Here is a 15,172-nt window from a genome sequence, read left to right on the forward strand (position 1 = left end):
AGGAAATTCCGTCTCGTGAATGTCTATACCCTTCTCCCCTTCATCGTGCTCATCGCGGTCATGTTCCTGATGACGCGCTCGGCCAAGAAGAAGCAGCAGCAGGCCGCCAACATGCGGAACGAGATGCAGCCCGGCTCGGGTGTGCGCACGATCGGGGGAATGTACGCGACGGTCAAGGAGGTCACGGAGGACACCGTCCTCCTCGACGCCGGGCCGGGCGTCGAGCTGATCTTCGCCAAGAACGCGATCGGCGCCGTCCTCTCCGACGACGAGTACAACCGGATCATCCACGGCGTCGAGCACGACCTGAAGTCGGACTCCGAGGTCGTCCCGGACGACGCGTCCTCCCTCACCGGGACCGACGCCGAGCACAAGGCCGTCGACTTCGGCAAGAAGGACGCCGAGCCCGCCGAGGCCGAGGCCGTCGCCGACAAGCCCGAGGCCGCGGACGACACGGTGGCCGGCAAGGCCGACAAGCCCGAGGCCGCCGAGCCCGCCGAGACGCCGAAGAAGACCGACGGCGAGTCCGACGCGAAGTAGTCACGTCTCCGGGGCGTCCCGGCGCCTTTCACCTGGCGCGGGTACGCCCCGGACGCCGTCGTTCCCCGCACGGAATCCCGACACCATGTCATGGCCACCGGCGCCCACGGCGCACCGGGCGGCCCGAGAGGGAGTACGAGAAGGTGGCAGCACCTAAGAAGGGCCGGGGCGCGAGCACCCAGAGCAAGCCAGGGCGCTCGCTGGTCCTCATCCTGATCGCCATCGTGGCGATGACCGGAGGCATGTTCCTCTCCGGTCACACCACCCCGCGTCTCGGCATCGACCTTGCCGGCGGTACGAGCATCACGCTCAAGGCGAAGGCCGACCAGGGGTCGGCGATCAACAAGGCCAACATGGACACCGCGGTCGACATCATGAACCGCCGTGTCAACGGTCTGGGTGTCTCCGAGGCCGAGGTGCAGACCCAGGGCGACGATCACATCATCGTCAACATCCCCAAGGGCACCAACTCCCGGGAGGCCCAGCAGCAGGTCGGCACCACCGCCAAGCTGTACTTCCGCCCGGTCCTGGCCAGCGAGCCCAGCGGCGGCGCCACCCCCAAGCCGTCGCCGAGCACCTCCTCCGGCGCCAGCGGCTCGCCGAGCCCGTCCGGCAGCCCCTCCGGGGACCAGAAGGCATCCTCGCCCGCCGGCAGCGCCTCGCCGACCGCCACGGCCACCTCGCAGGGCCGTGCCGTCAGCGACGCGCTGAAGGCCGACGCCACCCCCTCGCCCACCGGCTCCCCGAGCGCCAAGTCCTCCGGCGCCCCGAGCCCGTCCGCCTCCGGCGGCTCCGGCGACACCGCCAAGCTCCAGGCCCAGTACGCGGCCCTCGACTGCACCAAGCCCGCCGAGCGCGCCAAGGTCGGCCAGTCCGGCAAGCCCGGTGAGCCCACCGTGGCCTGCGGCGAGATCAACAAGGTCTGGTACAAGTACCTCCTCGGCCCCGCCGCCGTGGACGGCACCGAGGTGAAGAAGGCCCAGGCGGTCTTCGACACCCAGGGCGCCTCCGGCTGGCAGGTGCAGATGAACTTCACCTCCTCCGGCGCCAAGAAGTTCGCCGACATCACCGGCGAGCTCGCCAAGAACCAGCAGCCGCAGAACGAGTTCGGCATCGTCCTCGACGGCGACGTGGTCTCCAGCCCGTACGTGCAGCAGGCCATCACCGGCGGCCAGGCCGAGATCTCCGGCCGCTTCACGCAGGAGGAGGCCCAGAGCCTCTCCAACATGCTGTCCTACGGCGCGCTCCCGCTGTCCTTCCAGGAGGAGACCGTCACCACGGTCACCGCCGCGCTCGGTGGCGAGCAGCTCCAGGCCGGCCTCATCGCGGGCGCCATCGGCCTCGTCCTGGTCGTGATCTACCTGGTGGCCTACTACCGCGGTCTGTCGCTGGTGGCCCTGGCCTCCCTGCTGGTCTCCGCGATCCTCACCTACGTGATCATGTCGCTGCTCGGCCCGGCCATCGGCTTCGCGCTGAACCTGCCCGCCGTCTGCGGTGCCATCGTCGCCATCGGTATCACCGCGGACTCGTTCATCGTGTACTTCGAACGCATCCGGGACGAGATCCGCGAGGGCCGCTCGCTGCGCCCCGCCGTGGAGCGCGCCTGGCCACGTGCCCGGCGCACGATCCTGGTCTCCGACTTCGTGTCGTTCCTCTCCGCCGTGGTGCTCTTCATCGTCACCGTCGGCAAGGTCCAGGGCTTCGCGTTCACGCTCGGTCTGACCACCGTCCTCGACGTCGTGGTGGTCTTCTTCTTCACCAAGCCGCTCATGACGCTGCTGGCCCGCCGCAGGTTCTTCGCCGACGGCCACAAGTGGTCCGGGCTCGACCCGAAGAGCCTGGGTGCCAAGCCCCCGCTGCGCCGCACCCGCCGTCCCTCCGGTCCCACCGCGGGCCCCGTCGACCCCAAGGGGGCGTGAGCGATGTCGAAACTCGGTAACCTCGGCGCGCGGCTGCACCGTGGTGAGGTCAGCTACGACTTCATCGGCAAGCGCAAGATCTGGTACGGCGTCTCCATCCTGATCACCATCACGGCCATCCTCGGCCTGGCGGTGCGCGGGCTGAACATGGGCATCGACTTCCAGGGCGGCGCCGTCTTCACCACCCCGACCAAGATGAGCGCCTCGGTCGCCCAGGTCGAGGAGTACGCCCAGGAAGCCTCCGGTCACGAGGCGGTCGTGCAGAAGCTCGGCAACGGCAGCCTGCGCATCCAGATCGCCGGGATCGACACCGGCAGGTCGGACGAGATCAAGCAGACCCTCGCCGACGACCTCAAGATCGACTCCGAGCGGCTCAACGCCGACCTGGTCGGCCCGAGCTGGGGCGAGCAGATCGCCAACAAGGCCTGGCAGGGCCTGGCGATCTTCATGGTGCTCGTGGTGATCTACCTGGCGATCGCCTTCGAGTGGCGCATGGCCGTCGCGGCCCTCGTCGCGCTGATCCACGACATCACCATCACCGTCGGCATCTACGCCCTCGTCGGCTTCGAGGTCACGCCCGGCACGGTCATCGGTCTGCTGACCATCCTCGGCTACTCGCTCTACGACACGGTCGTGGTCTTCGACAGCCTCAAGGAACAGACCAAGGACATCACCAAGCAGACCCGCTTCACCTACAGCGACATCGCCAACCACTCGATCAACAGCACCCTGGTGCGCTCCATCAACACCACGGTGGTCGCACTGCTCCCGGTGGCGGGCCTGCTGTTCATCGGCGGCGGTTTCCTCGGAGCGGGCACCCTCAACGACATCTCCCTGTCGCTGTTCGTCGGCCTCGCGGCCGGCGCGTACTCCTCGATCTTCATCGCCACGCCGCTCGTCGCCGACCTCAAGGAGCGCGAGCCGGCTATGAAGGCCCTCAGGAAGCGGGTCCTGGCCAAGCGTGCCCAGGCCGCGGCCGGAGAGGCCCACGGGGAGTCCCGGTCCGCCACCGGAGAACCGTCCGACGACGCGGCGCCCTCCGTGGTGGGCCCGCGCGACCAGTCCGCGCCCCGCAACCGGGGCCGCGGCCGACCCTCTGGAAAGCGCCGATGACCTCCATCCAGGAGCTGCTGCTCAGCCGTATCCGCGACGTGGCCGACTACCCGGAGCCGGGCGTGATGTTCAAGGACATCACCCCGCTCCTGGCCGACCCCGCCGCGTTCACGGCCCTCACCGACAACCTCGCGGAGCTCGCCGCCAACACCGGGGCGACCAAGATCGTCGGCCTGGAGGCGCGCGGCTTCATCCTGGGCGCGCCCGTCGCCGTCCGCGCGGGCCTCGGCTTCATCCCCGTCCGCAAGGCCGGCAAGCTCCCCGGGGCGACCCTGCGCCAGGCGTACGACCTGGAGTACGGCTCCGCCGAGATCGAGGTGCACGCCGAGGACCTGTCCGACGGCGACCGCGTGTTCATCGTGGACGACGTGCTCGCCACCGGCGGCACCGCCGAGGCCGCGATCAAGCTGATCGAGCGGGCCGGCGCGCAGGTCTCCGGTGTCGCCGTCCTCATGGAGCTGGGCTTCCTCGAAGGCCGCGCCCGTCTGGAGTCCGCCCTGAACGGCGCGCCCCTGGAGGCGCTGCTCCAGGTGTGACGGAGCGGAACGGACCGTGAGCGGCCGCGAGCGCGCCGGGGGCTTCGCCCCGGCCGGTGCTCGCGGCCGTTCCGCGTTCCGCCCCGCCTTCCCGGAATCCACCACCCGCCCCACGCGTTCCCCTGGTGGACCGCTCTCCCCCCGGCCTGAAGACGATGGCGGGGCACGGGATCGCTACCATGGGGTTTCCGGAGCCTGACCGGGGGACCCGGATCGCGCACTAGGAGTCCTCTTGCCAGACGAGGCCCAGCCACTGACCGCCGCAAAGCCGGAGTCCGCCTCCGCGCCCGCGGTGAAGCCCGCGCCGAACGCGTCCGACGCGAAGAACGACCGGCACGGCTCGGTCGAGCACGCCCAGTCGGCGCCGGTGGAGAAGACCGCCGACACCGCGCGCCCCAAGCCGGCCCCGGTGCGCCCGGCGGCAGGCCAGACCGCGCCCCGCTCCGGCTCCTCCAACCGCGTCCGCGCCCGCCTGGCCCGCCTCGGCGTGCAGCGCGCCAACCCGTACAACCCGGTGCTGGAGCCGCTGCTGCGGATAGTGCGCAGCAACGACCCCAAGATCGAGAACGCGACGCTCCGCCAGATCGAGCGCGCCTACCAGGTCGCCGAGCGCTGGCACCGCGGCCAGAAGCGCAAGAGCGGCGACCCGTACATCACGCACCCGCTCGCCGTCACCACCATCCTGGCCGAGCTGGGCATGGACCCGGCGACCCTGATGGCCGGGCTGCTGCACGACACCGTCGAGGACACCGAGTACGGCCTGGACGACCTGCGCCGGGACTTCGGCGACGTGGTCGCGCTGCTCGTGGACGGCGTCACCAAGCTGGACAAGGTCAAGTTCGGCGAGGCGGCGCAGGCCGAGACCGTGCGCAAGATGGTCGTCGCCATGGCCAAGGACCCCCGCGTCCTGGTCATCAAGCTCGCCGACCGCCTGCACAACATGCGCACCATGCGCTACCTCAAGCGCGAGAAGCAGGAGAAGAAGGCGCGCGAGACCCTGGAGATCTACGCGCCGCTCGCCCACCGCCTGGGCATGAACACCATCAAGTGGGAACTGGAGGACCTCGCCTTCGCGATCCTCTACCCCAAGATGTACGACGAGATCGTTCGGCTGGTCGCCGAGCGCGCCCCCAAGCGCGACGAGTACCTGGCCATAGTCACCGACGAGGTGCAGGCCGACCTGCGCGCCGCCCGCATCAAGGCGACCGTCACCGGGCGCCCCAAGCACTACTACAGCGTCTACCAGAAGATGATCGTCCGTGGCCGTGACTTCGCGGAGATCTACGACCTGGTCGGCATCCGCGTCCTGGTGGAGACCGTCCGGGACTGCTACGCGGCGCTCGGCACGATCCACGCGCGATGGAACCCGGTCCCCGGCCGGTTCAAGGACTACATCGCGATGCCGAAGTTCAACATGTACCAGTCGCTGCACACGACGGTCATCGGACCCAACGGCAAGCCGGTCGAGCTGCAGATCCGCACCTTCGACATGCACCGCCGCGCCGAGTACGGCATCGCCGCGCACTGGAAGTACAAGCAGGAGGCCGTCGCCGGCGCCTCCAAGGTGCGCACCGACGCGCCCAAGTCGTCCGGCAAGGGCAAGGACGACCACCTCAACGACATGGCGTGGCTGCGCCAGCTGCTGGACTGGCAGAAGGAGACCGAGGACCCCGGCGAGTTCCTGGAGTCCCTGCGCTTCGACCTCTCCCGCAACGAGGTCTTCGTCTTCACGCCCAAGGGCGACGTCATAGCGCTCCCGGCCGGTGCCACACCGGTCGACTTCGCCTACGCCGTGCACACCGAGGTCGGCCACCGGACCATAGGGGCACGCGTCAACGGGCGCCTGGTCCCGCTGGAGTCCACCCTGGACAACGGCGACCTCGTGGAGGTCTTCACCTCCAAGGCGCCCGGCGCCGGGCCGTCCCGCGACTGGCTGGGCTTCGTCAAGTCGCCGCGCGCCCGCAACAAGATCCGCGGCTGGTTCTCCAAGGAGCGCCGCGACGAGGCGATCGAGCAGGGCAAGGACGCGATCGTCCGTGCCATGCGCAAGCAGAACCTTCCGATCCAGCGCATCCTGACCGGCGACTCCCTGGTCACGCTCGCGCACGAGATGCGGTACTCCGACATCTCCGCGCTGTACGCGGCGATCGGCGAGGGCCATGTCTCCGCGCAGAACATCGTGCAGAAGCTGGTCCAGGCGCTGGGCGGCGAGGAGGCGGCCACCGAGGAGATCGAGGAGCCGGTCCCGCCGACGCGCCGCAGCCGCAAGCGCCGCTCCAGCTCCGACCCCGGTGTGGTCGTCAAGGGCGTCGACGACGTGTGGGTCAAGCTGGCCCGCTGCTGCACCCCGGTCCCCGGCGACCCGATCATCGGCTTCGTCACGCGGGGCAGCGGCGTCTCGGTGCACCGCAGCGACTGCGTCAACGTGGAGTCGCTGTCGCGGGAGCCGGAGCGCATCCTCGACGTCGAGTGGGCGCCGACCCAGTCCTCGGTCTTCCTGGTCGCCATCCAGGTCGAGGCGCTGGACCGCTCCCGGCTGCTCTCCGACGTCACCCGGGTCCTGTCCGACCAGCACGTCAACATCCTGTCCGCGGCCGTGCAGACCTCCCGCGACCGGGTCGCCACCTCCCGCTTCACCTTCGAGATGGGCGACCCCAAGCACCTCGGCCACGTCCTGAAGGCCGTCCGGGGCGTGGAGGGCGTCTACGACGTCTACCGCGTCACCTCGGCCCGCAACCGGGGCTAGCGGCACATACGCCGAGGGGCTCCGTACGGTGTGTACGGAGCCCCTCGGCGTATGCGGTGGCCGGAGCCGGGGTCTCAGCCCCCGAACTCCTCCAGGCCCTTCAGCGCCTGGTCCAGCAGCGCCTGACGGCCCTCCAGCTCACGCTCCAGCTTGTCGGCGCGGGAGTTGTTGCCCTGGGCGCGCGCCTGCTCGGCCTGGCCGCGGAGCTTGTCCACGGCGGCCTGGAGCTGACCGGTCAGACCCGCGGCACGCGCGCGTGCCTCCGGGTTGGTCCGGCGCCACTCGGCCTCCTCGGCCTCCTGGATCGCGCGCTCGACCGCGTGCATCCGGCCCTCGACCTTGCCCCGGGCGTCCCGCGGCACATGGCCGATGGCCTCCCACCGCTCGTTGACCGAGCGGAAGGCGGCACGCGCGGCCTTCAGGTCCCGCACCGGGAGGATCTGCTCGGCCTCCTCGGCCAGCACCTCCTTCAGCTTCAGGTTCTCCGCCTGCTCCGCGTCCCGCTCGGCGAACACACCGCTGCGCGCGGCGAAGAACACGTCCTGGGCGCCGCGGAAGCGGTTCCACAGGTCGTCCTCGTGCTCGCGCTGGGCGCGGCCCGCGGCCTTCCAGTCCGCCATCAGCTCGCGGTACCGGGCCGCCGTGGCGCCCCAGTCCGTCGAACCGGACAGCGCCTCGGCCTCCGCGACCAGCCGCTCCTTCACGCGCCGGGCCTCCTCGCGCTGCGAGTCCAGCTGCGCGAAGTGCGCCTTGCGGCGCTTGGAGAACGCCGAGCGGGCGTGCGAGAAGCGGTGCCACAGCTCGTCGTCGGACTTGCGGTCGAGACGGGGCAGCCCCTTCCAGGTGTCCACCAGGGCGCGCAGGCGCTCACCGGCCACCCGCCACTGGTCGGACGCGGCGAGCTGCTCCGCCTCCGCGACCAGCTCCTCCTTGGCCTTGCGGGCCTCGTCGGACTGCCGGGCCCGCTGCGCCTTGCGCTCCTCGCGACGCGACTCGACCTTCTGGACGAGCTTGTCCAGGCGGGTCCGCAGCGCGTCCAGGTCACCGACCGCGTGGTGGGCGTCCACCTGCTCGCGGATGTGTCCGATCGCGGTCTGGGCGTCCTTCGCGGACAGATCGGTGGTCTGCACACGCTTCTCGAGGAGGCCGATCTCGACAACCAGGCCCTCGTACTTGCGCTCGAAGTAGGCAAGCGCCTCCTCGGGGGAGCCGGCCGCCCACGATCCGACGACCTGCTCGCCATCGGCCGTACGCACGTACACGGTCCCCGTCTCGTCGACGCGGCCCCACGGGTCGCTGCTCACAGCGCCTCCTCCACATGATGCCTGCGGGGAGCCTCCCGGCCCCCTGGCATCGTCCACAGTTTCGTCATCGCCAACATAGGCGACCATCGGGTGGCCTGTCCGCATCCAGCGGCACCCAATTCCGCAGGCGACCGGCCCGCGGACGCGGACCGGAACCCGGCGGACCGCGTCAGGACTTCGTGACCGTCGCCTTGTCGATGACGACCGTCGCGTTCGGGGCGCCGTCGCCCTGGCCGGTGCTGTCGCCCGCCTTCGCGATCTTGTCGAGCACCTTCAGCCCGGCCTTGTCGATCGTGCCGAAGGGGCTGTACTGCGGAGGCAGCGGGCTGTCCTTGTAGACCAGGAAGAACTGGCTGCCGCCGGTGTGCGGCTGCCCGGTGTTGGCCATGGCCACCGTGCCCGCCGGGTACGTGTTCTTCTTGAGGCTCTTGTCCTTCAGATTCTCGTCCGGGATCGTGTAGCCCGGCCCGCCCGTGCCGGTGCCCGTGGGGTCGCCGCACTGCAGGACGTAGATCCCGTTCGTGGTCAGCCGGTGGCACTTGGTGTGGTCGAAGAAGCCCTTGTCCGCGAGGAACGCGAAGGAGTTCACCGTGTGCGGGGCCGCCGTCTTCAGGGCCACGCCGATGTCACCGCAGGTGGTGTCCAGCTTCATCGTGTAGTCGGCCGACGTGTCGATCGACATCGCCGGCTCCTTCTTCCACTGCTGCTTCTTCACCGAGCCCTTGGCCGGCTTCTCGCAGGGGTCCGCGACCTTGCTCGGGCTCGGGCTCGCGCTCGGCGACGACCCGGCGGCGTCCACCTTCTTGTCGTCGCCCTTCATCACGCCCGTCGTGTACAGCGCGACACTGCCGATCACGATCACGCCGAGCACCGACGCGATCACCGAGTTGCGCATGCGCGCCTTGCGTCGCGAGTCCGTGCGCCGCTGCTGCTGCCGCAAGAACTTCTCCCGTGCGAGCTGACGCCGTCGCTGCTCCTGGCTGACCACCGGGTTCTCTCCTCATGCGTGTCGTGTGCCGACCGGTACGCGTGGGTCCTGTGATCCGACAGGCGCGTGTAGCCCCGTACCGTATATGGGTTCGCTGAGGAAACGGCAGCGCCGGTAGGCTCTGGGTCCACGGGCCGCCCGCGCGCGAGCCCTCCCGTACCGACACAACGAAGGACGATCGTGCTCATTGCCGGGTTCCCCGCCGGGGCCTGGGGGACGAACTGTTATCTCGTCGCCCCCGCCGCCGGTGAGGAGTGCGTGATCATCGACCCCGGCCATCAGGCCGCCCCCGGCGTCGAGGAAGCGCTGAAGAAGCATCGCCTCAAGCCCGCCGCCGTCGTCCTCACCCACGGCCACATCGACCACGTCGCCTCCGTCGTCCCGGTCTGCGGCGCGCACGGCGTGCCCGCCTGGATCCACCCCGACGACCGCTACATGCTCAGCGACCCCGAGAAGGCGCTCGGCCGGTCCATCGGCATGCCGCTCATGGGCGAACTGACCGTGGGGGAGCCGGACGACGTCCGCGAGCTGACCGACGGGGCCGCGCTCCAGCTCGCCGGGATGGAGTTCTCCGTCGCCCACGCGCCGGGCCATACCAAGGGGTCGGTGACGTTCGCGATGCCCGAGAACGCCGACATCCCGTCGGTCTTCTTCTCCGGGGATCTGCTGTTCGCCGGCTCCGTGGGACGCACCGACCTGCCGGGCGGATCGATGGAGGACATGCTCGGGTCGCTGGCACGCGTGTGCCTGCCGCTCGACGACTCCACCGTGGTGCTGTCCGGCCACGGCCCCCAGACCACCATCGGCCGGGAACGCGCCACCAACCCCTATCTGCGGCAGGTGGCCGCCGGCCAGGGAACCGACCCGGCTCCCCGACGAGGAATGTGACGAGAGAACTTCCGTGAGCACCTTCAAGGCCCCCAAGGGCACGTACGACCTGATCCCGCCGCAGTCCGCCAAGTACCTCGCCGTCCGTGAGGCCATCGCGGCCCCCCTGCGCGACTCCGGGTACGGCTACATCGAGACCCCCGGCTTCGAGAACGTCGAGCTGTTCGCGCGCGGTGTCGGCGAGTCCACCGACATCGTCACCAAGGAGATGTACGCCTTCGAGACCAAGGGCGGCGACCGCCTCGCCCTGCGCCCCGAAGGCACCGCCTCCGTCCTGCGCGCCGCCCTGGAGGCCAGCCTGCACAAGGCGGGCAACCTCCCGGTCAAGCTCTGGTACTCCGGCTCCTACTACCGCTACGAGCGCCCGCAGAAGGGCCGTTACCGGCACTTCTCCCAGGTCGGCGCCGAGGCGATCGGCGCCGAGGACCCCGCGCTCGACGCCGAGCTGATCATCCTGGCCGACCAGGCGTACCGCTCGCTGGGCCTGCGCGAGTTCCGCATCCTGCTCAACAGCCTGGGCGACAAGGAATGCCGTCCGGTGTACCGGGCCGCGCTCCAGGACTTCCTGCGCGGACTCGACCTCGACGAGGACACCCTGCGCCGCGCCGAGATCAACCCGCTGCGCGTCCTGGACGACAAGCGCGAGTCGGTCCAGAAGCAGCTCACCGGCGCGCCCCTGCTGCGCGACTACCTGTGCGACGCCTGCAAGGCGTACCACGAGGAGGTCCGCGAGCTGGTCACCGCGGCGGGCGTCGCCTTCGAGGACGACCCCCGGCTGGTCCGCGGCCTGGACTACTACACCCGCACCACCTTCGAGTTCGTCCACGACGGCCTCGGCTCCCAGTCCGCCGTCGGCGGCGGCGGCCGGTACGACGGCCTGTCCGAGATGATCGGCGGCCCCGCGCTGCCCTCCGTCGGCTGGGCGCTCGGCGTCGACCGCACCGTCCTCGCCCTGGAGGCCGAGGGCGTGGAGCTGGACCTGCCCGCCACCACCAGCGTCTTCGCCGTCCCGCTCGGCGAGGAGGCCCGCCGGGTGCTGTTCGCCAAGGTCACCGAGCTGCGCAAGGTCGGCGTCGCGGCGGACTTCGCCTACGGCGGCAAGGGTCTGAAGGCCGCGATGAAGGCCGCCAACCGCTCCGGTGCCCGGTACGCGCTGGTGCTCGGCGAGCGTGATCTCGCCGAGGGTTCCGTCCAGCTCAAGGACATGGAGTCCGGCGAGCAGACGGCGGTCGGCATCGACGAGGTCGTGGCGGAGATCCAGTCCCGGTTCTGACCCGCGGACACCGAACGGTGACGGGCCGGACGTACAGCCGTCCGGCCCGTCACCGTTCGATCGCCTGTGCTGCCGCGCGACCGGAAACGGCCGAAAATGGAGGCAGCGTGCCCGGCCCGCTTCGCACTTATCCCCAGCGAACGGTGCGCGGGGGCACCTGTGCGGCACAATGACCGATGCCCGAAGCAGGCCCGACCTATCGAGTGACGGAAACCGGCGTGATGAGCAAGACGACAGTCAACGACGTCTCCGCGGAGCCCGAGCGCACTCGCGGCACGGCTCGTGCCGAGGGCGGCAGCCGCGCCTTCGCCCTGATGCTGATGATCACCGGTGCGGCCGGACTGCTCGCCGCCTGGGTCATCACGATCGACAAGTTCAAGCTCCTCGAGGCCAAGGTCGAGGGCAAGACCTTCACCCCCGGATGCAGCCTCAACCCGGTGGTCTCCTGCGGCAGCGTCATGGAGAGCAAGCAGGCCGCCGCCTTCGGCTTCCCCAACCCCATGCTGGGCCTGGTCGCCTACGGCATCGTGATCTGCGTCGGTGTGAGCCTGCTCGCCCGCGCCCGCTACCCCCGCTGGTACTGGCTGACCTTCAACGCCGGCACGCTCTTCGGCGTCGCCTTCTGCACCTGGCTCCAGTTCCAGTCCCTGTACCGGATCAACGCCCTGTGCCTGTGGTGCTCCCTGGCCTGGGTCGCCACGATCATCATGTTCTGGTATGTCACCTCCTTCAACGTGCGACAGGGCTTCCTGCCCGCCCCGCGCCCGCTGAAGTCGTTCTTCGGCGAGTTCACCTGGGTTCTGCCCGTGCTGCACGTCGGGATCATCGGCATGCTGATCCTGACCCGCTGGTGGAGCTTCTGGACGAGCTGACGGCCGGGCCGGTTGTCAGTGGCGTGTTCTAGGGTTTCAGCGTGGAAGCCGACCTGTTCACCGCCGCAGCAGAAGAACGCCAGGAGAAGGACCCCGCGGGCAGCCCCCTCGCCGCCCGCATGCGCCCGCGCACCCTGGACGAGGTGGTGGGTCAGCGGCATCTGCTGAAGCCCGGCTCCCCTTTGCGCCGCCTGGTCGGCGAGAGCGGCGGCCGGGGTCCCGCCGGACCCTCCTCGGTCGTCCTGTGGGGCCCGCCCGGCACCGGCAAGACCACCCTCGCCCACGTGGTCTCCAGGGCGACCGACCAGCGGTTCGTGGAGCTGAGCGCCATCAGCGCCGGCGTCAAGGAGGTCCGCGCGGTCATCGACGGCGCCCGCCGGGCCACCGGCGGCTTCGGCAAGGAGACCGTCCTCTTCCTGGACGAGATCCACCGCTTCAGCAAGGCCCAGCAGGACTCCCTGCTCCCGGCCGTGGAGAACCGCTGGGTCACCCTGATCGCGGCGACCACCGAGAACCCGTACTTCTCCGTCATCTCCCCGCTGCTCTCCCGCTCCCTGCTCCTCACCCTCGAACCGCTCACCGACGACGACGTGCGCGACCTGGTGCGCCGCAGCCTCACCGACGAGCGCGGGCTCGGCGGGGCGCTCACCCTGCCCGGTGAGGCCGAGGAACACATCCTGCGGGTCGCCGGCGGCGACGCCCGGCGGGCCCTGACCGTCCTGGAGGCCGCCGCGGGCGCCGCCCTCGACAAGGGCGAGACCGAGATCGGCCTGACGACGCTGGAGGAGACCGTCGACCGCGCCGCCGTCAAGTACGACCGCGACGGCGACCAGCACTACGACGTGGCCAGCGCCCTCATCAAGTCCATCCGGGGCTCCGACGTGGACGCGGCCCTGCACTACCTGGCCCGGATGATCGAGGCCGGCGAGGACCCCCGCTTCATCGCCCGGCGCCTGATGATCTCCGCCAGCGAGGACATCGGCGTCGCCGACCCGGGCGCCCTGCCCATCGCCGTGGCAGCCGCCCAGGCCGTCGCCATGATCGGGTTCCCCGAGGCGTCCCTCACCCTCAGCCACGCCACCATCGCCCTGGCGCTCGCACCCAAGTCCAATTCCGCGACCACCGCGATCGGCGAGGCCATGGCCGACGTGCGCAAGGGCCTCGCGGGCCCGGTCCCGGCCCACCTGCGGGACGGCCACTACCAGGGCGCCAAGAAGCTGGGCCACGCCAAGGGCTACGTCTACCCGCACAACCAGAGCGACGGCATCGCCGCCCAGCAGTACGCCCCGGACGCCCTCAAGGACCGCGAGTACTACACCCCGACCCGGCACGGCGCCGAGGCGCGGTACGCGGACGCGGTCGAATGGACGAGGAAGCACCTCGGTCGAAAGCGGTCCTGAGCGCCCTGTAGACTGCCTCGAAGTGCTGAGTCCCGTGTCCGGGCCCTCGTGACCGGGGGAACGGCTCACCAGAGCGGGACATCCAGCCGGAGAGTCCGGCCCCAGGGCGGGGTTCTCCAGGAGCGTCGCGCACCGTCGAAGGTGTCGCGGGCAGCCCACCACCTCCCGGAATCCCGGGCCAGGCCGGTGGGCCACTCGCGTGCTGCACGTATGTGCCCAGACCAGGGAACGGCTGCCCGCCCGGACCGCCCAGCGGACCAGGAGGGTCTCCCCGGCTGCGGATGCGACCTCCCCTAACCCTGGTGAAGCCGTATTCGCATAAGAAGAACGAGGTGTCGGTTCCATGGCGAACCAGTCCCGTCCCAAGGTCAAGAAGTCGCGTGCCCTCGGCATCGCGCTGACCCCGAAGGCCGTCAAGTACTTCGAGGCCCGCCCCTACCCGCCGGGCGAGCACGGCCGCGGCCGCAAGCAGAACTCGGACTACAAGGTCCGTCTGCTCGAGAAGCAGCGTCTGCGCGCGCAGTACGACGTGTCCGAGCGTCAGCTCGTCCGCGCCTACGAGCGTGCCGCCAAGGTCCAGGGCAAGACCGGTGAGGCCCTGATCATCGAGCTCGAGCGCCGCCTCGACGCGCTGGTCCTGCGTTCGGGCATCGCCCGCACGATCTACCAGGCCCGCCAGATGGTCGTCCACGGCCACATCCAGGTCAACGGCCAGAAGGTCGACAAGCCGTCCTTCCGTGTCCGTCCGGACGACGTCGTGCAGGTCCGCGACCGCTCCAAGGACAAGACGCTCTTCCAGGTCGCGCGTGAGGGTGGCTTCGCCGCCGACGGTGAGACCCCGCGTTACCTCCAGGTGAACCTCAAGGCCCTGGCGTTCCGCCTGGACCGTGAGCCGAACCGCAAGGAGATCCCGGTGATCTGCGACGAGCAGCTCGTCGTCGAGTACTACGCCCGCTGATCCCAGCCCCGGCGCAGCACCACGGCCCGCCGTCCCCCCGCCTCCCCGGCGGGCGGGACGGCGGGCTCGCGCGTTCCCGGACCCCGCGGCGCGGGGCCGGGTAATCGGGTACGGAGCCCCGCCACCGGCGCGATAGGCTCGGTGACACGACTTTTCCGATGCCCAAGCACGTTTCAGGGAGCTGGTGCGCACAGTGTCCGGTGGAGAGGTTGCCGGGATTCTGGTGGCCGTCTTCTGGGCGATTCTGGTCTCCTTCCTCGCCGTAGCGCTCGCGAGGCTGGCCCAGACGCTCAAGGCGACCACCAAGCTCGTGGCGGACGTGACCGACCAGGCCGTCCCGCTGCTCGCGGACGCGTCCACGGCGGTGCGCTCGGCGCAGACCCAGATCGAACGCGTCGACGCGATCGCCTCCGACGTCCAGGAGGTGACGTCGAACGCCTCCGCGCTCTCCTCCACCGTCGCCTCCACCTTCGGCGGCCCATTGGTCAAGGTGGCCGCCTTCGGCTACGGCGTCCGCCGCGCGCTCGGCGGCCGTGACGAGGCCACGCCCGCGAAGGCACCGCGACGCACGGTGATCGTGGGCCGGACGGTCCCGGCCGCACGGCGGGGCAAGCGAAAGAAGGACTGAGGACCGC

Annotated in this window: 13 protein-coding genes; 11 read left to right on the plus strand and 2 right to left on the minus strand. The window is 70.3% G+C overall.

Annotation, left to right across the window (positions count from 1 at the left end; all coding sequences use genetic code 11):
- Window positions 1–15: 15 nt before the first annotated feature.
- The 5 genes from yajC to ABZ898_RS16115 all read left to right on the plus strand — a co-directional run bounded on the left by yajC (window position 16) and on the right by ABZ898_RS16115 (window position 6,854).
- On the plus strand, window positions 16–540 hold the full coding sequence (gene yajC, locus ABZ898_RS16095; RefSeq protein ID WP_361658264.1) for a preprotein translocase subunit YajC: 525 nt from the start codon (window positions 16–18) through the stop codon (window positions 538–540).
- A 143-nt stretch (window positions 541–683) separates the two neighbouring features.
- Window positions 684–2,459 carry a protein translocase subunit SecD gene (gene secD / locus ABZ898_RS16100; protein WP_361658267.1) on the plus strand — a complete coding sequence of 592 codons (1,776 nt, stop codon included), beginning with the start codon at window positions 684–686 and terminating at the stop codon, window positions 2,457–2,459.
- Window positions 2,460–2,462: 3 nt separating this feature from the next.
- Window positions 2,463–3,572, plus strand: coding sequence for a protein translocase subunit SecF (gene secF / locus ABZ898_RS16105; RefSeq protein WP_361658269.1), 1,110 nt, complete (start codon window positions 2,463–2,465; stop codon window positions 3,570–3,572).
- Complete coding sequence (locus ABZ898_RS16110; protein WP_361658272.1) at window positions 3,569–4,108, plus strand: adenine phosphoribosyltransferase; 540 nt, start codon at window positions 3,569–3,571, stop codon at window positions 4,106–4,108. Before secF ends, ABZ898_RS16110 begins: the two co-directional genes overlap by 4 nt.
- 232 nt (window positions 4,109–4,340) lie before the next feature.
- On the plus strand, window positions 4,341–6,854 hold the full coding sequence (locus ABZ898_RS16115; RefSeq protein ID WP_361658275.1) for a RelA/SpoT family protein: 2,514 nt from the start codon (window positions 4,341–4,343) through the stop codon (window positions 6,852–6,854).
- A 74-nt stretch (window positions 6,855–6,928) separates the two neighbouring features.
- Here the strand turns inward: ABZ898_RS16115 and ABZ898_RS16120 are convergent, their stop codons facing one another.
- Both ABZ898_RS16120 and ABZ898_RS16125 read right to left on the minus strand, forming a co-directional pair.
- Window positions 6,929–8,158: a DUF349 domain-containing protein gene (locus ABZ898_RS16120; RefSeq protein ID WP_361658278.1), complete on the minus strand. Its 1,230-nt coding sequence runs from the start codon at window positions 8,156–8,158 to the stop codon at window positions 6,929–6,931.
- Window positions 8,159–8,327: 169 nt separating this feature from the next.
- Window positions 8,328–9,146, minus strand: coding sequence for a peptidylprolyl isomerase (locus tag ABZ898_RS16125; RefSeq protein WP_361658281.1), 819 nt, complete (start codon window positions 9,144–9,146; stop codon window positions 8,328–8,330).
- 180 nt (window positions 9,147–9,326) lie between these two features.
- Here ABZ898_RS16125 and ABZ898_RS16130 point away from each other — a divergent pair, with 180 nt between their 5' ends.
- From ABZ898_RS16130 to ABZ898_RS16155, 6 genes are all read left to right on the plus strand, one after another.
- Complete coding sequence (locus ABZ898_RS16130; RefSeq protein WP_361658284.1) at window positions 9,327–10,034, plus strand: MBL fold metallo-hydrolase; 708 nt, start codon at window positions 9,327–9,329, stop codon at window positions 10,032–10,034.
- A gap of 13 nt (window positions 10,035–10,047) precedes the next feature.
- A complete protein-coding gene (hisS, locus tag ABZ898_RS16135; RefSeq protein ID WP_361658287.1) occupies window positions 10,048–11,307 on the plus strand; it encodes a histidine--tRNA ligase in 1,260 nt (419 codons plus the stop codon).
- A gap of 221 nt (window positions 11,308–11,528) precedes the next feature.
- A complete protein-coding gene (locus ABZ898_RS16140; RefSeq protein ID WP_361658290.1) occupies window positions 11,529–12,179 on the plus strand; it encodes a vitamin K epoxide reductase family protein in 651 nt (216 codons plus the stop codon).
- Between the two features lie 41 nt (window positions 12,180–12,220).
- Entirely contained in the window at window positions 12,221–13,579 is a 1,359-nt protein-coding gene (locus ABZ898_RS16145; protein ID WP_361658293.1) for a replication-associated recombination protein A, read from the plus strand.
- A 343-nt stretch (window positions 13,580–13,922) separates the two neighbouring features.
- Complete coding sequence (gene rpsD / locus ABZ898_RS16150; protein WP_018549020.1) at window positions 13,923–14,537, plus strand: 30S ribosomal protein S4; 615 nt, start codon at window positions 13,923–13,925, stop codon at window positions 14,535–14,537.
- A 193-nt stretch (window positions 14,538–14,730) separates the two neighbouring features.
- Window positions 14,731–15,165 carry a DUF948 domain-containing protein gene (locus tag ABZ898_RS16155; RefSeq protein WP_361658421.1) on the plus strand — a complete coding sequence of 145 codons (435 nt, stop codon included), beginning with the start codon at window positions 14,731–14,733 and terminating at the stop codon, window positions 15,163–15,165.
- Window positions 15,166–15,172 lie beyond the last annotated feature (7 nt).

This window comes from Streptomyces sp. NPDC046860, from assembly GCF_040645115.1.
Lineage (GTDB): Bacteria > Actinomycetota > Actinomycetes > Streptomycetales > Streptomycetaceae > Streptomyces.

Excerpts from the sequence above, each read along its gene's own strand:
- ABZ898_RS16110 (WP_361658272.1), top strand. The coding sequence starts at position 3,569 with ATGACCTCCATCCAGGAGCTGCTGCTCAGCCGTATCCGCGACGTGGCC.
- ABZ898_RS16140 (WP_361658290.1), top strand. The coding sequence starts at position 11,529 with ATGAGCAAGACGACAGTCAACGACGTCTCCGCGGAGCCCGAGCGCACT.
- secF (WP_361658269.1), top strand. The coding sequence starts at position 2,463 with ATGTCGAAACTCGGTAACCTCGGCGCGCGGCTGCACCGTGGTGAGGTC.
- rpsD (WP_018549020.1), top strand. The coding sequence starts at position 13,923 with ATGGCGAACCAGTCCCGTCCCAAGGTCAAGAAGTCGCGTGCCCTCGGC.